This is a genomic window from Streptomyces sp. NPDC126499 (assembly GCF_040302485.1).
Classification (GTDB): Bacteria; Actinomycetota; Actinomycetes; order Streptomycetales; family Streptomycetaceae; genus Streptomyces.
Genome location: NZ_JBEOUO010000014.1, coordinates 189,128 through 203,849, shown reverse-complemented (window position 1 = coordinate 203,849; position 14,722 = coordinate 189,128). Strand labels below are relative to the sequence as shown.

Sequence of the window (14,722 nt, the reverse complement as noted above, 5' to 3'; positions counted from 1 at the left end):
ACCGCCGCGGCGAACGGCGCGATCTTCGCCTCCGCCAGCGCACGGACCGTCTCCCGGAGCATGTCGTGCTCCTCCGACGGGCGATACAGGTCGAAATCGGCGGATCCGCCCACGCTCATTCACTCCCACGCTTGCTAACTACCGTTAAGTAACCCAAATGGTAGGGCGTGACAGGGCACCGATCCAGGCCCCGACTATGCTCGGGCAGGCATTCCGCCCGACCCTCAACGGAGCCACTGGAGTCCGCATGGCCCTCAAGATCACCGTGATCGGCACCGGCTACCTCGGGGCCACCCACGCCGCGGCCATGGCAGAGCTCGGCTTCGAGGTCCTCGGCCTCGACGTCGTACCCGAGAAGGTCGAGCTGCTCGCGGCCGGCCGGGTCCCGATGTACGAGCCGGGCCTGGAGGAACTCCTCGCGCGGCACGTCGCGGGCATCGAGGGCTCCAGCGGGCGGCTGCGGTTCACGACCTCCTGGGAGGAGGTCGGCGCCTTCGGCGACGTCCACTTCGTCTGCGTGAACACCCCGCAGAAGCACGGCGAGTACGCCTGCGACATGAGCCACGTCGACGCCGCCTTCGCCTCGCTGGCCGGCGTGGTCCGCGAGGGCGCGCTGGTCGTGGGCAAGTCGACCGTGCCCGTCGGCTCCGCCGGGCGGCTCGCCGCCGTGCTGCCCGAGGGCGTCGACCTGGCCTGGAACCCCGAGTTCCTGCGCGAGGGCTTCGCGGTGCAGGACACCCTGCACCCCGACCGGATCGTGGTCGGCGTGCCCGCCGGCGCGAGCGGGGAGCGGGCCGAGAAGACGCTGCGCGAGGTGTACGCGGTGCCGGTGGGCGAGGGCTCGCCCTTCGTCGTCACCGACTACCCGACGGCCGAACTGGTGAAGACCTCCGCCAACTCCTTCCTCGCCACCAAGATCTCCTTCATCAACGCCATGGCGGAGGTGTGCGAGGCGGCCGGCGGCGACGTCGTCAAGCTCGCCGAGGCGATCGGGCACGACGAGCGGATCGGGAAGAAGTTCCTGCGGGCCGGCATCGGCTTCGGCGGCGGCTGCCTCCCGAAGGACATCCGGGCGTTCATGGCCCGGGCCGGCGAACTGGGCGCCGACCAGGCGCTCACCTTCCTGCGCGAGATCGACTCCATCAACATGCGGCGCCGCGCGTCGATGGTGGAGATGGCCCGCGAGGCGCTCGGCGGCGGCTTCCTCGGCAAGCGGGTGGCCGTGCTCGGTGCCACCTTCAAGCCGGACTCCGACGACGTCCGCGACTCCCCCGCGCTGAACGTGGCCGGCCAGATCCACCTCCAGGGCGGCCAGGTCACCGTCTACGACCCCAAGGGCATGGACAACGCCCGCCGCCTCTTCCCCACGCTCGGCTACGCGGACTCGGCCCTCGACGCGGTGCGGGGCGCGGACGTGGTGCTCCACCTGACCGAGTGGCGCGAGTTCCGCGACGCGCTGGACCCGGCCGAGCTGGCGGAAGCCGCCGCCTCGCCGGTCATCCTCGACGGGCGCAACGCGCTCGACCCGGTGCGGTGGCGCGAGGCGGGCTGGACGTACCGAGCGATGGGGCGGCCGCGGGCCTGAGGGCTCGGGGCGGGGCGGGGACGGCCCAGGACGGGCCGGGGGACGGCCCAGGACGGGGCGGGGACGGCCCAGGGCGGGGCGGGGACGGCCCAGGGCGGGGCCGGGCCACCGAACCGGCGCAGGGCGCCGGCCCGCGGGCCCGTTGCCCCTCGACTACGCCCCCTTCAGACGGGACTCCCTCGCGCGGAACTCGGTCTCCCGCAGGACGCGGGTGGCGTTGCCGTGGGCGAGGGCGGCCAGGTCGTCCGGGGGCCAGGCCCGGCGGAGGAGTTCCGTGAAGAGCGGGGTGTAGCCCGTGGTGGGGGACGCGGGGTGGGAGAGGCCGAGCGATCCGGGGCCGGCCAGAGCGCGGAGGCGGTCCAGGCGGTCGGCCGTCTCACTCGCGTCGGGGCTGACCGGGACCATGACGACGCCGCCCTTCTCGCCCAGCAGCCGCAGCACCTCGTCCGGCATGCCGTCCGGTTCCGCGCGCGTGAGGAGGACCGGGGCCCGGCTCACGGCCAGGGTCTGGCGGACGGTGTCGGGGTCCGCCCCGGCGAGGTCGACGAGGAGGCCGAGGCGGTTCATCTCCCGTACCGCCTCGCGGGCGAAGCGGTCGAAGCGGGTGAGGCTGACCGCACGGACCCCGAGCGCGTGGTACGCCCGCAGGGTCGCGGCGGAACCGCCCACCGCCGCCCAGCTCACCGGGCCCAGCAGCACGGCGACCCGGCCGCAGTTGCGGGCGTGCTCCACCTCCGAGGTGGTGTGGGCGAGGCGCAGTTCCTCGGGGCAGGCCGCCACGAGGGCGCGGGCCGCGTCGATCCGGCGCAGGGTGCCGAGCACGCGGTCGTCGGCGTCCACGTGGAGGGACCAGAACTGGGCGCCCGTCTCCGCGGCCCGTACCGGCGGAAGGTCGTCCGGATCCAGGTCCCGGTCCGGATCGAGGTCGGGGTCGAGGTCGGGGTCGGCCGGGCGGGGCGGTTCCGTGTGCCCCTCGACGACCGGCCGCGCCGCGAGCAGGGCCCGCGCGCGGGTCGTCTCGTCGAGGGGCCGGGCTTCTCCGGGAGGGTCGGGGGCGCCGCACGGCGTGGTGGTGGGATCGTCCAGCAGATCTGCCATGGGTGACTCACTCCGTACTCCTGAGGCAGTACGGACCACGGTGTCACCCGGCCGGCGCACGGTCGCGGTGGACTGGGCCGTCCGGGGTCATCGGCGATGACCCCGGACCCCGCCCTGTCGTCCGGTCAGTCCAGGGACGCGATCGTCGCGACGGACGGGCCGCGCAGCGCCTGCTGCTCGCGGGCCACCGCCTCCGCGTCCCGCAGCACCCGCACCGCGTTGGACCACGTGAGCTTCGCCAGGTCCGCGCGGGACCAGCCGCGGGTGAGGAGCTCCGCGATCAGGTTCGGGTAGCCGGCGACGTCGTCCAGGCCGGCCGGGGTGAACGCGGTGCCGTCGTAGTCGCCGCCGATGCCGATGTGGTCGACGCCGGCGACCTCGCGCATGTGGTCGAGGTGGTCGGCGACGGTGGCCACGGTCGCGATCGGGCGCGGGTTCTCCGCCTCGAAGGCGCGGTGCAGCCGCATCGCCTCGGGGGTGGTGTCGAGGTGGTCGAAGCCGTGCGCGCGGAGGTTGTCGTCGGCCCGCGCGGTCCACTCGACGGCGGCGGGCAGGATGAACTTGGGCACGAACGTCGCCATCGCGACGCCACCGTTGCCGGGCAGCCGCTCCAGGACGTCGTCGGGGATGTTGCGCGGGTGGTCGCAGACCGCGCGCGCCGAGGAGTGCGAGAAGATCACCGGCGCGACGGTGGTGTCCAGGGCGTCCCGCATCGTCGACGCGGCGACGTGCGACAGGTCGACCAGCATCCCGCAGCGGTTCATCTCGCGGACGACCTCGCGGCCGAAGGCCGTCAGACCGCCGGCCCGGGGCGCGTCGGTCGCCGAGTCCGCCCAGTCGTTGTTGTCGTTGTGGGTGAGCGTCATGTAGCGCACGCCCAGGGCGTGCAGCGCGCGCAGGGTGGCGAGGGAGTTGTCGATCGAGTGGCCGCCCTCGGCGCCCTTGAGGGAGGCGATCCGGCCCTCCTCGCGGGCCTTCTCCATGTCGTCGGCGGTCAGCGCGGGCGCGAGGTCGGAGGGGTAGCGCGCGAGGAGCCGGTCGACGGCGTCGATCTGCTCCAGGGTGGCGCTGACGGCGTGGTCGCCGGTGAGGCGGGAGGGCACGTACACCGACCAGAACTGGGCGCCGACCCCGCCGGCCCGCAGCCGGGCGAGGTCGGTGTGGAGCACGCCGCGCTGGTCGCCGGCGATGTCCAGCCGGTCGAGGTCGTAGCCGCACTGCCGGCGCAGCGCCCAGGGCAGGTCGTTGTGGCCGTCGACCACGGGGGCCGAGGCCAGCAGTTCCCTGGCCTCGGCGAGACGGCCGGCCGCCGGGCCGGTCACACCGGCCGGCCCCGCCGGACCACCGGAACCCACCGGCCCCGCCGGACCGCCGGAACCCACCGGCCCCGCCGGACCACCGGAACCCACCGGACCCGCCGGACCACCGGAACCCACCGGCCCCGCCGGACCACCGGAACCCACCGGCTCCGCCCCGCGCCCCGATGTCACCGCGCGAACCCGAAGGAGGACGAGCCCTCGACCTTCTGCCGCAGCCGCTTGCCCTTCTCGGTCGCCTGGTCGTTGAGCTCCTGCTGGAAGTCCCGCATGCGGCCGAGCAGTTCGGGGTCGTGCGCGGCGAGGATACGGGCGGCCAGCAGGCCCGCGTTGCGGGCGCCGGCGACCGAGACCGTGGCGACCGGGACGCCGGCCGGCATCTGCACGATGGACAGCAGCGAGTCCATGCCGTCGAGGTACTTCAGCGGCACGGGGACGCCGATGACGGGCAGCGGGGTGACCGAGGCGAGCATGCCCGGCAGATGGGCGGCGCCGCCCGCGCCCGCGATGATCGCCTTCAGGCCGCGGCCGTCGGCCTGCTCGCCGTACTCGATCATCTCGCGGGGCATGCGGTGCGCGGAGAGGACGTTGACCTCGTAGCCGATCTCGAACTCGTCCAGGGCCTGCGCCGCGGCCTCCATCACGGACCAGTCCGAGTCGGACCCCATCGCGATGCCAATGAGCGGGTTACTCAACGATCGTCCCTCGCAGGTAGCCGGCGGCGTGACGGGCGCGCTCCAGCACGTCGTCGAGGTCGTCGCCGTAGGTGTTGACGTGGCCGACCTTGCGTCCGGGCTTCACGTCCTTGCCGTACATGTGGATCTTGAGCTGCGGGTCACGGGCCATGCAGTGCAGGTACGCCGCGTACATGTCGGGGTAGTCGCCCCCGAGGACGTTGCACATCACGGTCCACTTCGCGCGGGGGCGCGGGTCGCCCAGCGGAAGGTCGAGGACGGCCCGGACGTGGTTGGCGAACTGCGAGGTGACCGCGCCGTCCTGGGTCCAGTGGCCGGAGTTGTGCGGGCGCATGGCGAGCTCGTTGACGAGGATGCGGCCGTCACGGGTCTGGAAGAGCTCGACGGCCAGGTGACCGACGACGTCCAGCTCCTTGGCGATGCGCAGGGCCAGCTCCTGCGCCTGGCCGGCGAGCTCGTCGTCGAGGTCGGGCGCGGGCGCGATCACGGTGTCGCAGACGCCGTCGACCTGACGGGACTCGACCACCGGATAGGCCACGGCCTGGCCGTGCGGGGAGCGGACGATGTTCGCGGCGAGCTCGCGCGCGAAGTCGACCTTCTCCTCCGCGAGGACCGGCACGCCCGCGCGGAACGGGTCGTGGGCGTCCGCCTCGGAGCGGACGAACCACACGCCCTTGCCGTCGTAGCCGCCGCGCACGGTCTTCAGGATGATCGGGAAACCGCCCACCTCGGCGGCGAAGGCCGCCGCGTCGGCCGGGTCGGCCACGATGCGGTGACGCGGGCTGGGCGCGCCGATCTCGTCGAGCCTGGCCCGCATCACCCCCTTGTCCTGGGCGTGCGCGAGGGCCGCGCGGCCGGGCCGGACGACGACGCCGTCCGCCTCCAGGGCCGCCAGGTGCTCCGCGGGCACGTGCTCGTGATCGAAGGTGATCACGTCGCAGCCGCGCGCGAAGTCACGCAGCGTGTCCAGGTCGCGATAGTCGCCGATGACGACGTCGCTGACCACCTGGGCCGCCGAGTCCTGCGGGGTGTCACTGAGCAGCTTGAACTTGATGCCGAGGGGGATGCCCGCCTCGTGGGTCATACGGGCGAGCTGACCGCCACCGACCATGCCGACTACCGGGAACGTCACCCTCTTAGGGTATCCGCACAAGTTCCGGACCCTCGTCCGGCTGTGGTTTGTGACAGCGGGAGTGGGCTCGCACACGGATCGCACACGGATCGGGAGCATCTCGGGCGGGTGACGAGAGCGCTGGTTAGCATGGCTGGGTTGACGCCATCCGGGCGTCGGCCGAACACATCCGGAACGGACGGGGCAGAGCCATCACCATGAGTGAACCCGGCGCGTTGCGCACGCGAGTGGACCGGCTCGTCCGCGAGGTCGCCAAGTTCGGCGTGGTCGGCGGACTGGGCGTGCTGGTGAACCTGGCCGTCTTCAACCTGGTCCGCCACGTGACCGAGCTGCCCGTGGTACGGGCGAGCATCATCGCCACGGTCGTGGCGATCCTCTTCAACTACGTGGGGTTCCGTTACTTCACGTACCGCGACCGCGACAAGTCCGGTCGCACCAAGGAAATGGCGCTGTTCCTCCTGTTCAGCGTCGTCGGCATGGTCATCGAGAACGGGGTGCTCTACACGGCGACGTACGGCTTCGGCTGGGACGGCCCGCTGTGGAGCAACTTCTTCAAGTTCTTCGGCATCGGCGTCGCGACCCTGTTCCGCTTCTGGTCGTACCGGACCTGGGTCTTCAAGGCGCTGCCGGCGAAGGAGGCGGTGCAGACCGCCGAATCGTTCCTGGAGCAGGCGCCCCGCCAGGCCACCCGTAAGCAGCCCGACCGGGTGTAGGGCCCGTGTCGCCCCTGCTCGGGCGCCTGCGGGGCCTCAGCGGACGGGGCGCTCCCCGTCCCGTTCGCCGCGGCTCCTGACCTCGCGGCTCAGGAAGAGCGCGAAGACCGGCGGCTGCTGCTGGAGCAGCTCCAGGCGGCCGCCGTCGGCCTCGGCGAGGTCCCGGGCGACGGCGAGGCCGATGCCGGTGGAGCTGCGGCCGCTGACCGCCCGCTCGAAGATCCGCGCGCCGAGGTCGGCGGGCACGCCCGGGCCCTCGTCGGTCACCTCGATCACGGACTGGTTGCCGGTCACCCGGGTGCGCAGGGCGACCGTGCCGCCGCCGTGCATGAGCGAGTTCTCGATCAGCGCGGCCAGGACCTGGGCGACGGCGCCGGGGGTGCCGACGGCCCGCATGCCCTGTTTGCCGGAGTGCACGATGGCCCGGCCCGCGCTGCGGTAGGCCGGCCGCCACTCCTCGATCTGCTGCTTGATCACTTCGTCCAGGTCGAAGGCGACGGCCGAGCCCGTCCGGGGGTCCCGGGAGTTCGTCAGCAGCCGTTCCACGACGTCGGTGAGCCGCTCGACCTGGGTGAGGGCGATCGTCGCCTCCTCCTTGACCGTGGCGAGGTCGTCGGCGACGGCGACCTCCTCCAGGCGCATGGAGAGCGCGGTCAGGGGCGTACGGAGCTGGTGGGACGCGTCGGCGGCGAGCCGGCGCTCGGCGGTGAGCATGCGCGCGATCCGCTCGGCGGAGGCGTCGAGCACGTCGGCGACCCGGTCCAGCTCCGGCACCCCGTACCGCCGGTGCCGGGGGCGCGGGTCGCCGGAGCCGAGCCGCTCGGCGGTCTCGGCGAGGTCGGTGAGCGGGGAGGCCAGCTTGTTCGCCTGGCGCACGGCGAGCAGGACGGCGGCCACGACGGCGAGCAGGGCGACGGCGCCGATGATCAGGAGCGTGCGGCCGACCTCGGCGGTGACGACGGAGCGGGACTCCTCCACGATGACCGTCTCGCCGCGCTCGCCCTCGGCCAGGCCCCGGATGACGTCGCCGGTGGGGCGCTCGCCGATCTCGATGGGAGGGCGGCCGGGGATCCGGATCTCCGCGAACCGCTTGGCGCCGCTCTGCTCGGACAGGATGTCGGGGTTGACCGGCTCGCCGCCGATCAGCCGGCTGTCCACGATGGAGACGATCCGCAGCGCCTCCGAGTCCACGCTCTCCTGGGCGCTGCTGGAGATGGTGCGGGTCTCGACGATCACCAGCGAGACCCCGAAGACGGCGATGACGACGAGGACCACGGCGAGCGTGGAGTTGATCAGACGGCGGCGCACGGATCCTCCGGGGCGGCTGGCTCTTCTCGAAGCGGAAGCGGCTAGCTCTTCTCGAAGCGGAAGCCGACGCCGCGGACGGTGGCGATGTAGCGGGGGTTGGCCGCGTCGTCGCCCAGCTTCTTGCGCAGCCAGGAGATGTGCATGTCGAGGGTCTTGGTGGAGGACCACCAGGTGGTGTCCCAGACCTCGCGCATCAGCTGATCGCGGGTGACCACCCGGCCCGCGTCGCGGACCAGGACCCGCAGCAGGTCGAACTCCTTGGCGGTGAGCTGGAGCTCCTCCTCGCCCATCCAGGCGCGGTGCGACTCGACGTCGATCCGCACGCCGTGGGTGGTGGGCGGGACGGCGGGCTCGGTGGCGCCGCGCCGCAGCAGGGCCCGGACGCGGGCGAGCAGCTCGGCGAGGCGGAAGGGCTTGGTGACGTAGTCGTCGGCGCCGGCGTCGAGACCGACGACGGTGTCGACCTCGTCGGCGCGGGCGGTGAGCACCAGGATCGGCACCGTGTGGCCGTCGGCGCGCAGCCGCCGGGCGACCTCCAGACCGTCCATGCCCGGCAGGCCGAGGTCGAGCACGACCAGGTCGACCCCGCCCTGCAGTCCGGCGTCGAGAGCGGAGGGTCCGTCCTCCCGCACCTCCACCTCGTATCCCTCCCGCCGCAGGGCGCGGGCCAGCGGTTCCGAGATGGAGGCGTCGTCCTCGGCGAGCAGTACACGGGTCATGAGGCGATGGTAGTCCGCACACGGGCGGCGCCGGAGCGTGATCCACAGGGAGGGCGCCCCACCTCCGGATGGCGGCGCGTAACCTGCTCATGACCTTCGAATGACGGCAGTTGGTTCCGGCGCCGCCTGTGATCCATCTCTCAAGTCCTTCCATATCCGGCAGTGTCGTGTCGTATGGTGTCGAGAGTTCTGTTGCGGTAATCGGGGACCTTTGGACGTGTTGGCGCGCCAAGGGTCTCTTTTCTGCACGAGACCGCCCTCGGCAGTCTTGAGGGCGGTGAATGACCTGTGGGCCGGGTCCTCGGCGCGACTGCGCGTCAGGGCGTGGATCCCGGAAGGGTGCGACCGCACCCGCCCGGTGCCGGCCTCCCCCACCGGGCGCACCCCGCTCACGAAGCGCGCGTCCCGACAGAGCAAGGATCGACATGGCGTCCAGCCTGACGACGGCTTCCTCCGGAACCCCCGGTTCCGAGAAGACGTTCTTCGGCCACCCTCGGGGCCTGGCCACTCTCTTCATGACCGAGATGTGGGAGCGCTTCTCCTGGTACGGGATGCGCGCCATCCTGGTGCTCTACCTGGTCGCCGCCGTCCTCGACGGCCCCCTGGAGGAGCGCGAGGCGCTGGCCGCCTCCATCTACGGCGTGTACAACGCGGTCGTCTACATGGCCGCGATGCCGGGCGGCTGGGTCGCCGACCGCCTGTGGGGCGCGCGCAAGGCCGTCCTCGTCGGCGGCATCGTCATCGCCGCGGGCCACTTCACCCTCGCCATCCCCTCGGACACGGCGTTCTTCGCGGGCCTCGCGCTCATCGCCGCCGGTACGGGCCTGCTGAAGCCGAACATCTCGGCCATGGTCGGCGGCCTGTACGAGGGGCAGCCGAGCGCCCGCCGTGACGCCGGTTTCACGCTCTTCTACATGTCGATCAACATCGGCGGCATGGTCGCGCCGCTGGTCGTCGGGTACCTGGGCGAGAACGTCAACTGGCACCTCGGCTTCGCCGTCGCCGGCGTCGGCATGACCCTCGCCGTCCTCCAGTACGTCCTGGGCTCGCGCCACCTCGGTGACGTCGGCAAGGAGCCGGGCACCCCGGCGACGCCCGAGGAGAAGCGCAACGCGCTGCGCAAGGTCCTGCTGTGGGGCGGCCTGGCCGTCGCCGCGCTCGCCGTGGACGTCGTGCTCGGCACGTACGACATCGAGCACATCGTGAACGTGCTCGCGATCCTCGGCATCGTCGTGCCGGTCGTCTACTTCGTCGCCATGTACCGCAACCCGGCGCTGACCGCCGACGACAAGCCCAAGATCAAGGCGTTCGCGTGGTTCTTCGCCACCGCCGTCCTGTTCTGGATGATCTACGACCAGTCGGGCTCGCTGCTGACGCTCTTCGCGGACGGCAAGACCGACCGCATGATCGGCGGCTGGGAGTTCCCGGCCTCCTGGTACCAGTCGGTGAACCCGATGATGGTCATCGTCCTGGCGCCGGTCTTCGCGGCCCTGTGGGTCAAGCTGGCCAAGCGGAACCGCGAGCCCAGCGCCCCGATGAAGTTCGCCCTCGCGATGCTGCTCATCGGCGGCTCGTTCGCGATCATGGGTCTCGCGGGCGCCGCCGCGGCCAACAGCGAGACCGGCAAGGTCACCGTCTTCTGGCTGCTGAGCGTCTACCTCGTCCAGACCATCGGTGAGATGTGCCTGTCCCCGGTCGGCCTGTCCCTGTCGACGAAGCTGGCGCCGAAGCAGTTCGTCGGCCAGATCATGGGCCTGTGGTTCCTCGCCACCGCGACGGGCAACGCCCTGAACGGCTGGACCACCAAGCTGAACGAGCCGCTCGGCGACGCGCTGTACTACTCGCTGTGGGCCGTCGTCGCGGTCGCGGCGGGCCTGACCTTCATGATGGCGGGCAAGAAGATCCGCGCCCTCATGGGCGACGTGCGCTGAGTCCGGGTCCTCACCGGACCGACGACGCCAAGGGCCTGGCCCGGCACCCCTCTCGGGTGCCGGGCCAGGCCCTTCTCCGTACGGGTCCGGTGACCGCCTCACCGCGTCCCGCGCCGCGGCCGCCCCCACGGCGTGAACGCGAACACCGCCCCGCCCAGCAGGATCGCCGTGCCCGCCACCAGGGCGAGGGCGCGCAGGGCGCCGTCGTCGGCGGCGCCGGTGTCGGCGAGGCCGCCGCCGGAGCCGCCGTTCCCGCCGCTTGCGCCGTTTCCGCCGGAGGTGGTGGAGCCGCCGGAGGCGCCGCCCTCCTGCTTGCCGGTGTCGAGGGTGAGGGAGGCCCGGACCGAGCCCTTGACCTCGCAGGGGATCACGAGGGGCGAGCCGCCGAGCGACACGGTGATGGTCAGCCTGCCGGGACTGAGCGTGGACTTGCCGGTCGCCCCCGGCTTGTACGTGCCCTTCATGTCGGGCAGGTCGACGGGCTTGCCGGCCTCCAGGGGAGCCGGGTTGCCGGGGCCGGTGACCTTCACGCTGCCGGAGTCGGCGCCGCCGAGCCTCACGTCCATCGAGGGCTTCAGGGCTCCGGCGGGGAGCGCGGCCGGACTGTTCATGACGCCCTTGGCGGTCCTCACGGTCAGGTCGTAGGAGCCGCCGTTCTTCTTGGCGTCGATGGTCACCTTGGAGTTGATGGACGCGGGTCCGGGCGCCTGGCAGGCGAAGCTGACGGCCACCTCGGTGCCCGGGAAGTCGGTCTGCCCGCCGCCCCCGCCGGTGGTCGAGCCCCCGGAGGCCGTACCTCCGGTGGTCGTGGTGCCGCCGGACGTCGTGGTGCCACCCGTCGTACTCGTGCCGCCCGAGGCCGTCGTACCGCCGGACGTGGTGGTGCCGCCGCTCGTGGTGGTGCCGCCCGAGGTCGTCGTGCCGCCGGACGACGTCGTACCACCGCTCGTGCTCGTACCGCCGGACGACGTCGTACCGCCACCGCCGTCCGTCACCTTGATCGTGGCGGCGACCGCGACCGTCTCCTTCGGGGAGCACTTCGTGTCCGTCGACATCGGCTTGGAGACGTTGATCGTGTACGTGTCGGGCGTCAGGGTGATCTCGCCCGCCTTCTCCAGCTTCAGCTTGCCCTTCATGTCCGGCAGGACCATCGGGCTGTTCTTCGGGATGGGCGGGTTCTGCCGCGGCCCCTCCATCGCCAGGGTGCCGCTCGCCGCGCCCCCGACCTTGATCACCCCGGTCGGCTTCACCGTGTCCTTCTCCAGGTCGAGGACGTCGGGGTTCTTGGAGGCGGCCTCGACCGTCTTCCACACCACCTCGACCTCGTCGCCGACCTTGGCCTCCGCGGGCGCGGTGATCCGCACCTTGGTGGTGCCCTGCACCGGCGGCATGCCGGAGATGGCGGGCGGGACGCACTCGGTCCGGTACGCGACCTCGGCGGCCAGGGCGGGGCTCGCGGTCAGCAGGATCCCCGCGCCGCCGAGCATCAGCGCGATCCCGGCCGCGCTCATCCTCCGTTGCGTGCTCACGACATTCCCTTCGTCGTCGGGCTGTTCTCTGACGGTGCGGATTCGGGGGTGAACCACGGCAGGGCCGCGGTCGGTTCCTCGGGGGCCGGGGCGGGCGCGCCGGCCCGGCGGCGCGCGGGCGGACGGCGCGGGGCGCGCGGCCGGCGGGCGGCGGGGGCCGCCGGGGCCGCGGGCGGCCTGATCCGGTCGACGACCGCCATGCCGATACGGAAGAGGCCGGCCGGGACGACGACCGTGAGCAGCACCCAGAACAGGGTCACGCCCCACGGCCTGCCGACCCCCCACGGCTGCTCCACCAGGACCTTGCCGCCGTGGCGCACGGAGACCTGGTAGTCGCCGTGGGCGCCCGCCGCCAGTTCGACGGGCAGTCTGACCAGGGCCCTGCGGCCCGGCTCGATGGTGCCGCGCCACTGCCGTTCCTCGTACTGCGGCGCGAACACGCCGTGGCTGGTGCCGACTTCGAAGACGGGGTCCTTCACCGGGGTCGGACCGAGGTTGCCGACGGTGACGACGACCTCGCGGCGGGCGGGCGCCCCGAACCAGACGAGGAGGCCGCTGGAGCCTTCGAGCCGGGCCGAGGCGAGCACGGCGAGCCGGCCGCCGTCCTGCGCCTCGGGCAGCGGGGCGGTCGGGTGCCCGGCGACGGTGAACTCGGTGTCCACGGCGTCCTGCCGGCCGGTGACTCCGACGACGTGTATCACGCAGGGGCAGGGCGTGGGCGGTTCGGCGACCGGCAGTTTCTGGGTGAACGCGCCCCGGGCGTCGACGGTGGCGGCGCGGCCGTCAGTGTTGGCGCAGGAGTTGGTGCCGCCGATGACGCCCGTGCCGGGCGCCGCCTGCCCGCAGACCAGCAGCATGAGCAGGGCGCCGGGCTGCCAGCCCGAGCCGCTGACGGTGATCTCACCGCCCTTGCCGCCCTCGCTCTTCGACAGCGTGACCTTCGGCCTCGGCGGCTCCTCGGCGACGGCGGGCCCGGCGGACAGGGCGAGGAGTGGAAGCAGGGCGAGCAGGGCGAGGAGCGCTCCGGCGAGCGGGGCGCCCGGTGTCGTACGCGGGTACGTCATCGCTTCCTCCGTATCGCGTACGTGGCCGCGCCCGCCGCCGCGAGGAGCGCGGCCGTCGCGGCGCCGAGGCCCGTCGGCGAGACGAAGGCGGCGTCGGCGCGGGCGGTCGCGGGGGCGGCGCCGGGGGCGGCGGCCGTGAGGTGGACGGTGACCGAGTCGAGGGCGGGCGGGTCGGCCCAGGGTTCGCTGCGGGTGGCGCGCTCGCCGGGGCGCAGGACGAGCGGCAGGGCGCGCTCGGGGCGGTCGAGGACGGTGCCGAGGACGCCCTCGGCGCGTACGGCCAGACGCGGGGCGAGGAGGGTGTTGCCCCGGTTGACGAGGGTGTAGCGCAGGGTGCCGGAGTGGTCGACGCGGACGTCCTCGACGGTGAGCGCGGCGAGCCTCGGCCCGCTGACCCGCAGGTGGAGCGGCACGGCCGACTCGCGTCCGGCGGCACTGGCCCGTACGGACCCCCGGTGGTCGCCGGGCGGGGTGTCGGCGCTCACGGTGACGGCGAAGGGCACGTCCGCGCGGGTCCTGGCGGGCACGGTCACCGTCCGGGCGGCGAAGGCGACGGGCGCGCCGCCGTGGCCGCTGAGGCGTACGGTGAGCGGCTTCGTGCCGGTGTTGGTGACGGACAGGGTGTCCTCGAGGACGCTGCCCGCGGGGCCCTCCAGGTAGACGTACGGGCGCCCGGCGGCGGGCGCGGCCGTCCAGGCGGGCGCGGGCGCGGGGGTGGGGGCGGCCGTCCAGGCGGGGGCGGGCGCTGCCGTCCAGGCGGGCGCGGGGGTGGGGGCGGGCGCTGCCGCCGTCGCGGCCACGAGGACCGGCGCCAGGAGCGCGGCGCGGGCGGCGGCCCCGTACCCGGACCGTGCCGCCCGCATCAGCGTGCCGTGTGCCGGGCCGTGCGACGGGTGAGCCAGAGCACCCCGGCCGCGCCGGTCAGCAGCACGGTGCCACCGAGGGTGCCGAGCGCGGTGGCCGAGTCGAGCGGGCCGGTCCTGGGCAGTTCGCCGCCGTCCGACCCCGTACCGCCCGCGGGGTCGCCGGATCCGCCGCCGAGGTCCCCGGACGCCGCGGTCACGTCCAGCTCCAGCGAGGGCCGGGGGCTGTTGACGGGCTTGCAGACGGCCGCGTCCATGCCGAGCGCGTGGACGGTGAGCGTGCCGGCCGTGAAGGTGACCTTCCCGCTCTTCTCCGGGGTGTACGTGCCGGTCAGCCGCCCGATCGCGATGGGGGTGTCCGCGGGGATGAGCGCCGCGTTCGGCACGCCCTTGACCTGTATCTTCCCGCTCGCCGCGCCGCCGAGGACGAGCTCGGCGCGGGGGGTCATGACGCCTTTGGGAAGGTCGACGGGGCTGTCGGAGACGCCCTTCTCGAAGGACATCGTGATCGTGTACGAGCCGCCGTTCCGCACGGCCTTGATGTCGACGGGCGAGACGGCGCTCTTTGGACCGATCTTGGTCTCGCAGGCGTAGTTCACGTCGACGACGGTCGCCCGGGCGTCCGGGGCGGAGAGCAGGACGGCCGCGCCCGCCGTCGCCACCGTCACCACCGCCGACGCCGTCAGCGCACGGGCTGTTCTCCTCCGGTACGGCACCTCGGCACCCCTCACCGCAACGTTGCTGACGGTCTTTCAGATTGGCCGTCAAG

The 14,722-nt window shown here is 73.1% G+C and carries 13 protein-coding genes and 1 pseudogene; 3 read left to right on the top strand and 11 right to left on the bottom strand.

The window, feature by feature from the left end:
* Positions 1-119 (bottom strand): annotated as a pseudogene (locus ABTZ91_RS22230) (acyl-CoA dehydrogenase); the annotation flags it as partial.
* 128 nt (positions 120-247) lie between these two features.
* On the opposite strand from ABTZ91_RS22230, the gene ABTZ91_RS22225 reads away from it, so the two are divergent.
* Positions 248-1,585 (top strand): UDP-glucose/GDP-mannose dehydrogenase family protein, encoded by a 1,338-nt coding sequence (locus tag ABTZ91_RS22225; protein WP_352078922.1) that lies wholly within the window; start codon positions 248-250, stop codon positions 1,583-1,585.
* Positions 1,586-1,738: 153 nt separating this feature from the next.
* Here ABTZ91_RS22225 and ABTZ91_RS22220 read toward each other — a convergent pair whose 3' ends face one another.
* The 4 genes from ABTZ91_RS22220 to ABTZ91_RS22205 all read right to left on the bottom strand — a co-directional run bounded on the left by ABTZ91_RS22220 (position 1,739) and on the right by ABTZ91_RS22205 (position 5,826).
* Positions 1,739-2,683 (bottom strand): membrane dipeptidase, encoded by a 945-nt coding sequence (locus ABTZ91_RS22220; RefSeq protein WP_352078921.1) that lies wholly within the window; start codon positions 2,681-2,683, stop codon positions 1,739-1,741.
* Between the two features lie 125 nt (positions 2,684-2,808).
* Positions 2,809-4,005: a dipeptidase gene (locus ABTZ91_RS22215; protein ID WP_352078920.1), complete on the bottom strand. Its 1,197-nt coding sequence runs from the start codon at positions 4,003-4,005 to the stop codon at positions 2,809-2,811.
* Positions 4,006-4,169: 164 nt separating this feature from the next.
* Positions 4,170-4,667, bottom strand: a complete 498-nt coding sequence (gene purE, locus ABTZ91_RS22210) for a 5-(carboxyamino)imidazole ribonucleotide mutase (protein ID WP_352078935.1) — start codon at positions 4,665-4,667, stop codon at positions 4,170-4,172.
* Between the two features lie 19 nt (positions 4,668-4,686).
* Positions 4,687-5,826: a 5-(carboxyamino)imidazole ribonucleotide synthase gene (locus ABTZ91_RS22205; RefSeq protein WP_352078919.1), complete on the bottom strand. Its 1,140-nt coding sequence runs from the start codon at positions 5,824-5,826 to the stop codon at positions 4,687-4,689.
* Positions 5,827-6,023: 197 nt separating this feature from the next.
* Between ABTZ91_RS22205 and ABTZ91_RS22200 the strand changes: the two genes are divergently transcribed.
* Positions 6,024-6,539, top strand: coding sequence for a GtrA family protein (locus tag ABTZ91_RS22200; protein ID WP_352078918.1), 516 nt, complete (start codon positions 6,024-6,026; stop codon positions 6,537-6,539).
* A gap of 36 nt (positions 6,540-6,575) precedes the next feature.
* On the opposite strand, the gene ABTZ91_RS22195 is transcribed toward ABTZ91_RS22200, so the two are convergent.
* Positions 6,576-7,847 carry an ATP-binding protein gene (locus ABTZ91_RS22195; RefSeq protein WP_352078916.1) on the bottom strand — a complete coding sequence of 424 codons (1,272 nt, stop codon included), beginning with the start codon at positions 7,845-7,847 and terminating at the stop codon, positions 6,576-6,578.
* Between the two features lie 41 nt (positions 7,848-7,888).
* The gene (locus ABTZ91_RS22190) at positions 7,889-8,566 is read right to left on the bottom strand and encodes a response regulator transcription factor (RefSeq protein ID WP_352078915.1); all 678 of its coding nucleotides are present in this window, start codon (positions 8,564-8,566) and stop codon (positions 7,889-7,891) included.
* A 425-nt stretch (positions 8,567-8,991) separates the two neighbouring features.
* Here ABTZ91_RS22190 and ABTZ91_RS22185 point away from each other — a divergent pair, with 425 nt between their 5' ends.
* A complete protein-coding gene (locus ABTZ91_RS22185) occupies positions 8,992-10,497 on the top strand; it encodes a peptide MFS transporter (RefSeq protein WP_352078914.1) in 1,506 nt (501 codons plus the stop codon).
* Between the two features lie 98 nt (positions 10,498-10,595).
* On the opposite strand, the gene ABTZ91_RS22180 is transcribed toward ABTZ91_RS22185, so the two are convergent.
* The 4 genes from ABTZ91_RS22180 to ABTZ91_RS22165 are packed head-to-tail and all read right to left on the bottom strand — an operon-like array spanning position 10,596 to position 14,684.
* The gene (locus ABTZ91_RS22180) at positions 10,596-12,008 is read right to left on the bottom strand and encodes a hypothetical protein (protein WP_352078934.1); all 1,413 of its coding nucleotides are present in this window, start codon (positions 12,006-12,008) and stop codon (positions 10,596-10,598) included.
* A 14-nt stretch (positions 12,009-12,022) separates the two neighbouring features.
* The gene (locus ABTZ91_RS22175) at positions 12,023-13,090 is read right to left on the bottom strand and encodes a hypothetical protein (protein WP_352078913.1); all 1,068 of its coding nucleotides are present in this window, start codon (positions 13,088-13,090) and stop codon (positions 12,023-12,025) included.
* Complete coding sequence (locus ABTZ91_RS22170; protein ID WP_352078912.1) at positions 13,087-13,953, bottom strand: hypothetical protein; 867 nt, start codon at positions 13,951-13,953, stop codon at positions 13,087-13,089. Before ABTZ91_RS22170 ends, ABTZ91_RS22175 begins: the two co-directional genes overlap by 4 nt.
* Entirely contained in the window at positions 13,953-14,684 is a 732-nt protein-coding gene (locus ABTZ91_RS22165; RefSeq protein ID WP_407078006.1) for a peptidase, read from the bottom strand. The genes ABTZ91_RS22170 and ABTZ91_RS22165 overlap by 1 nt, the downstream gene beginning before the upstream one ends.
* Positions 14,685-14,722: the final 38 nt, after the last annotated feature.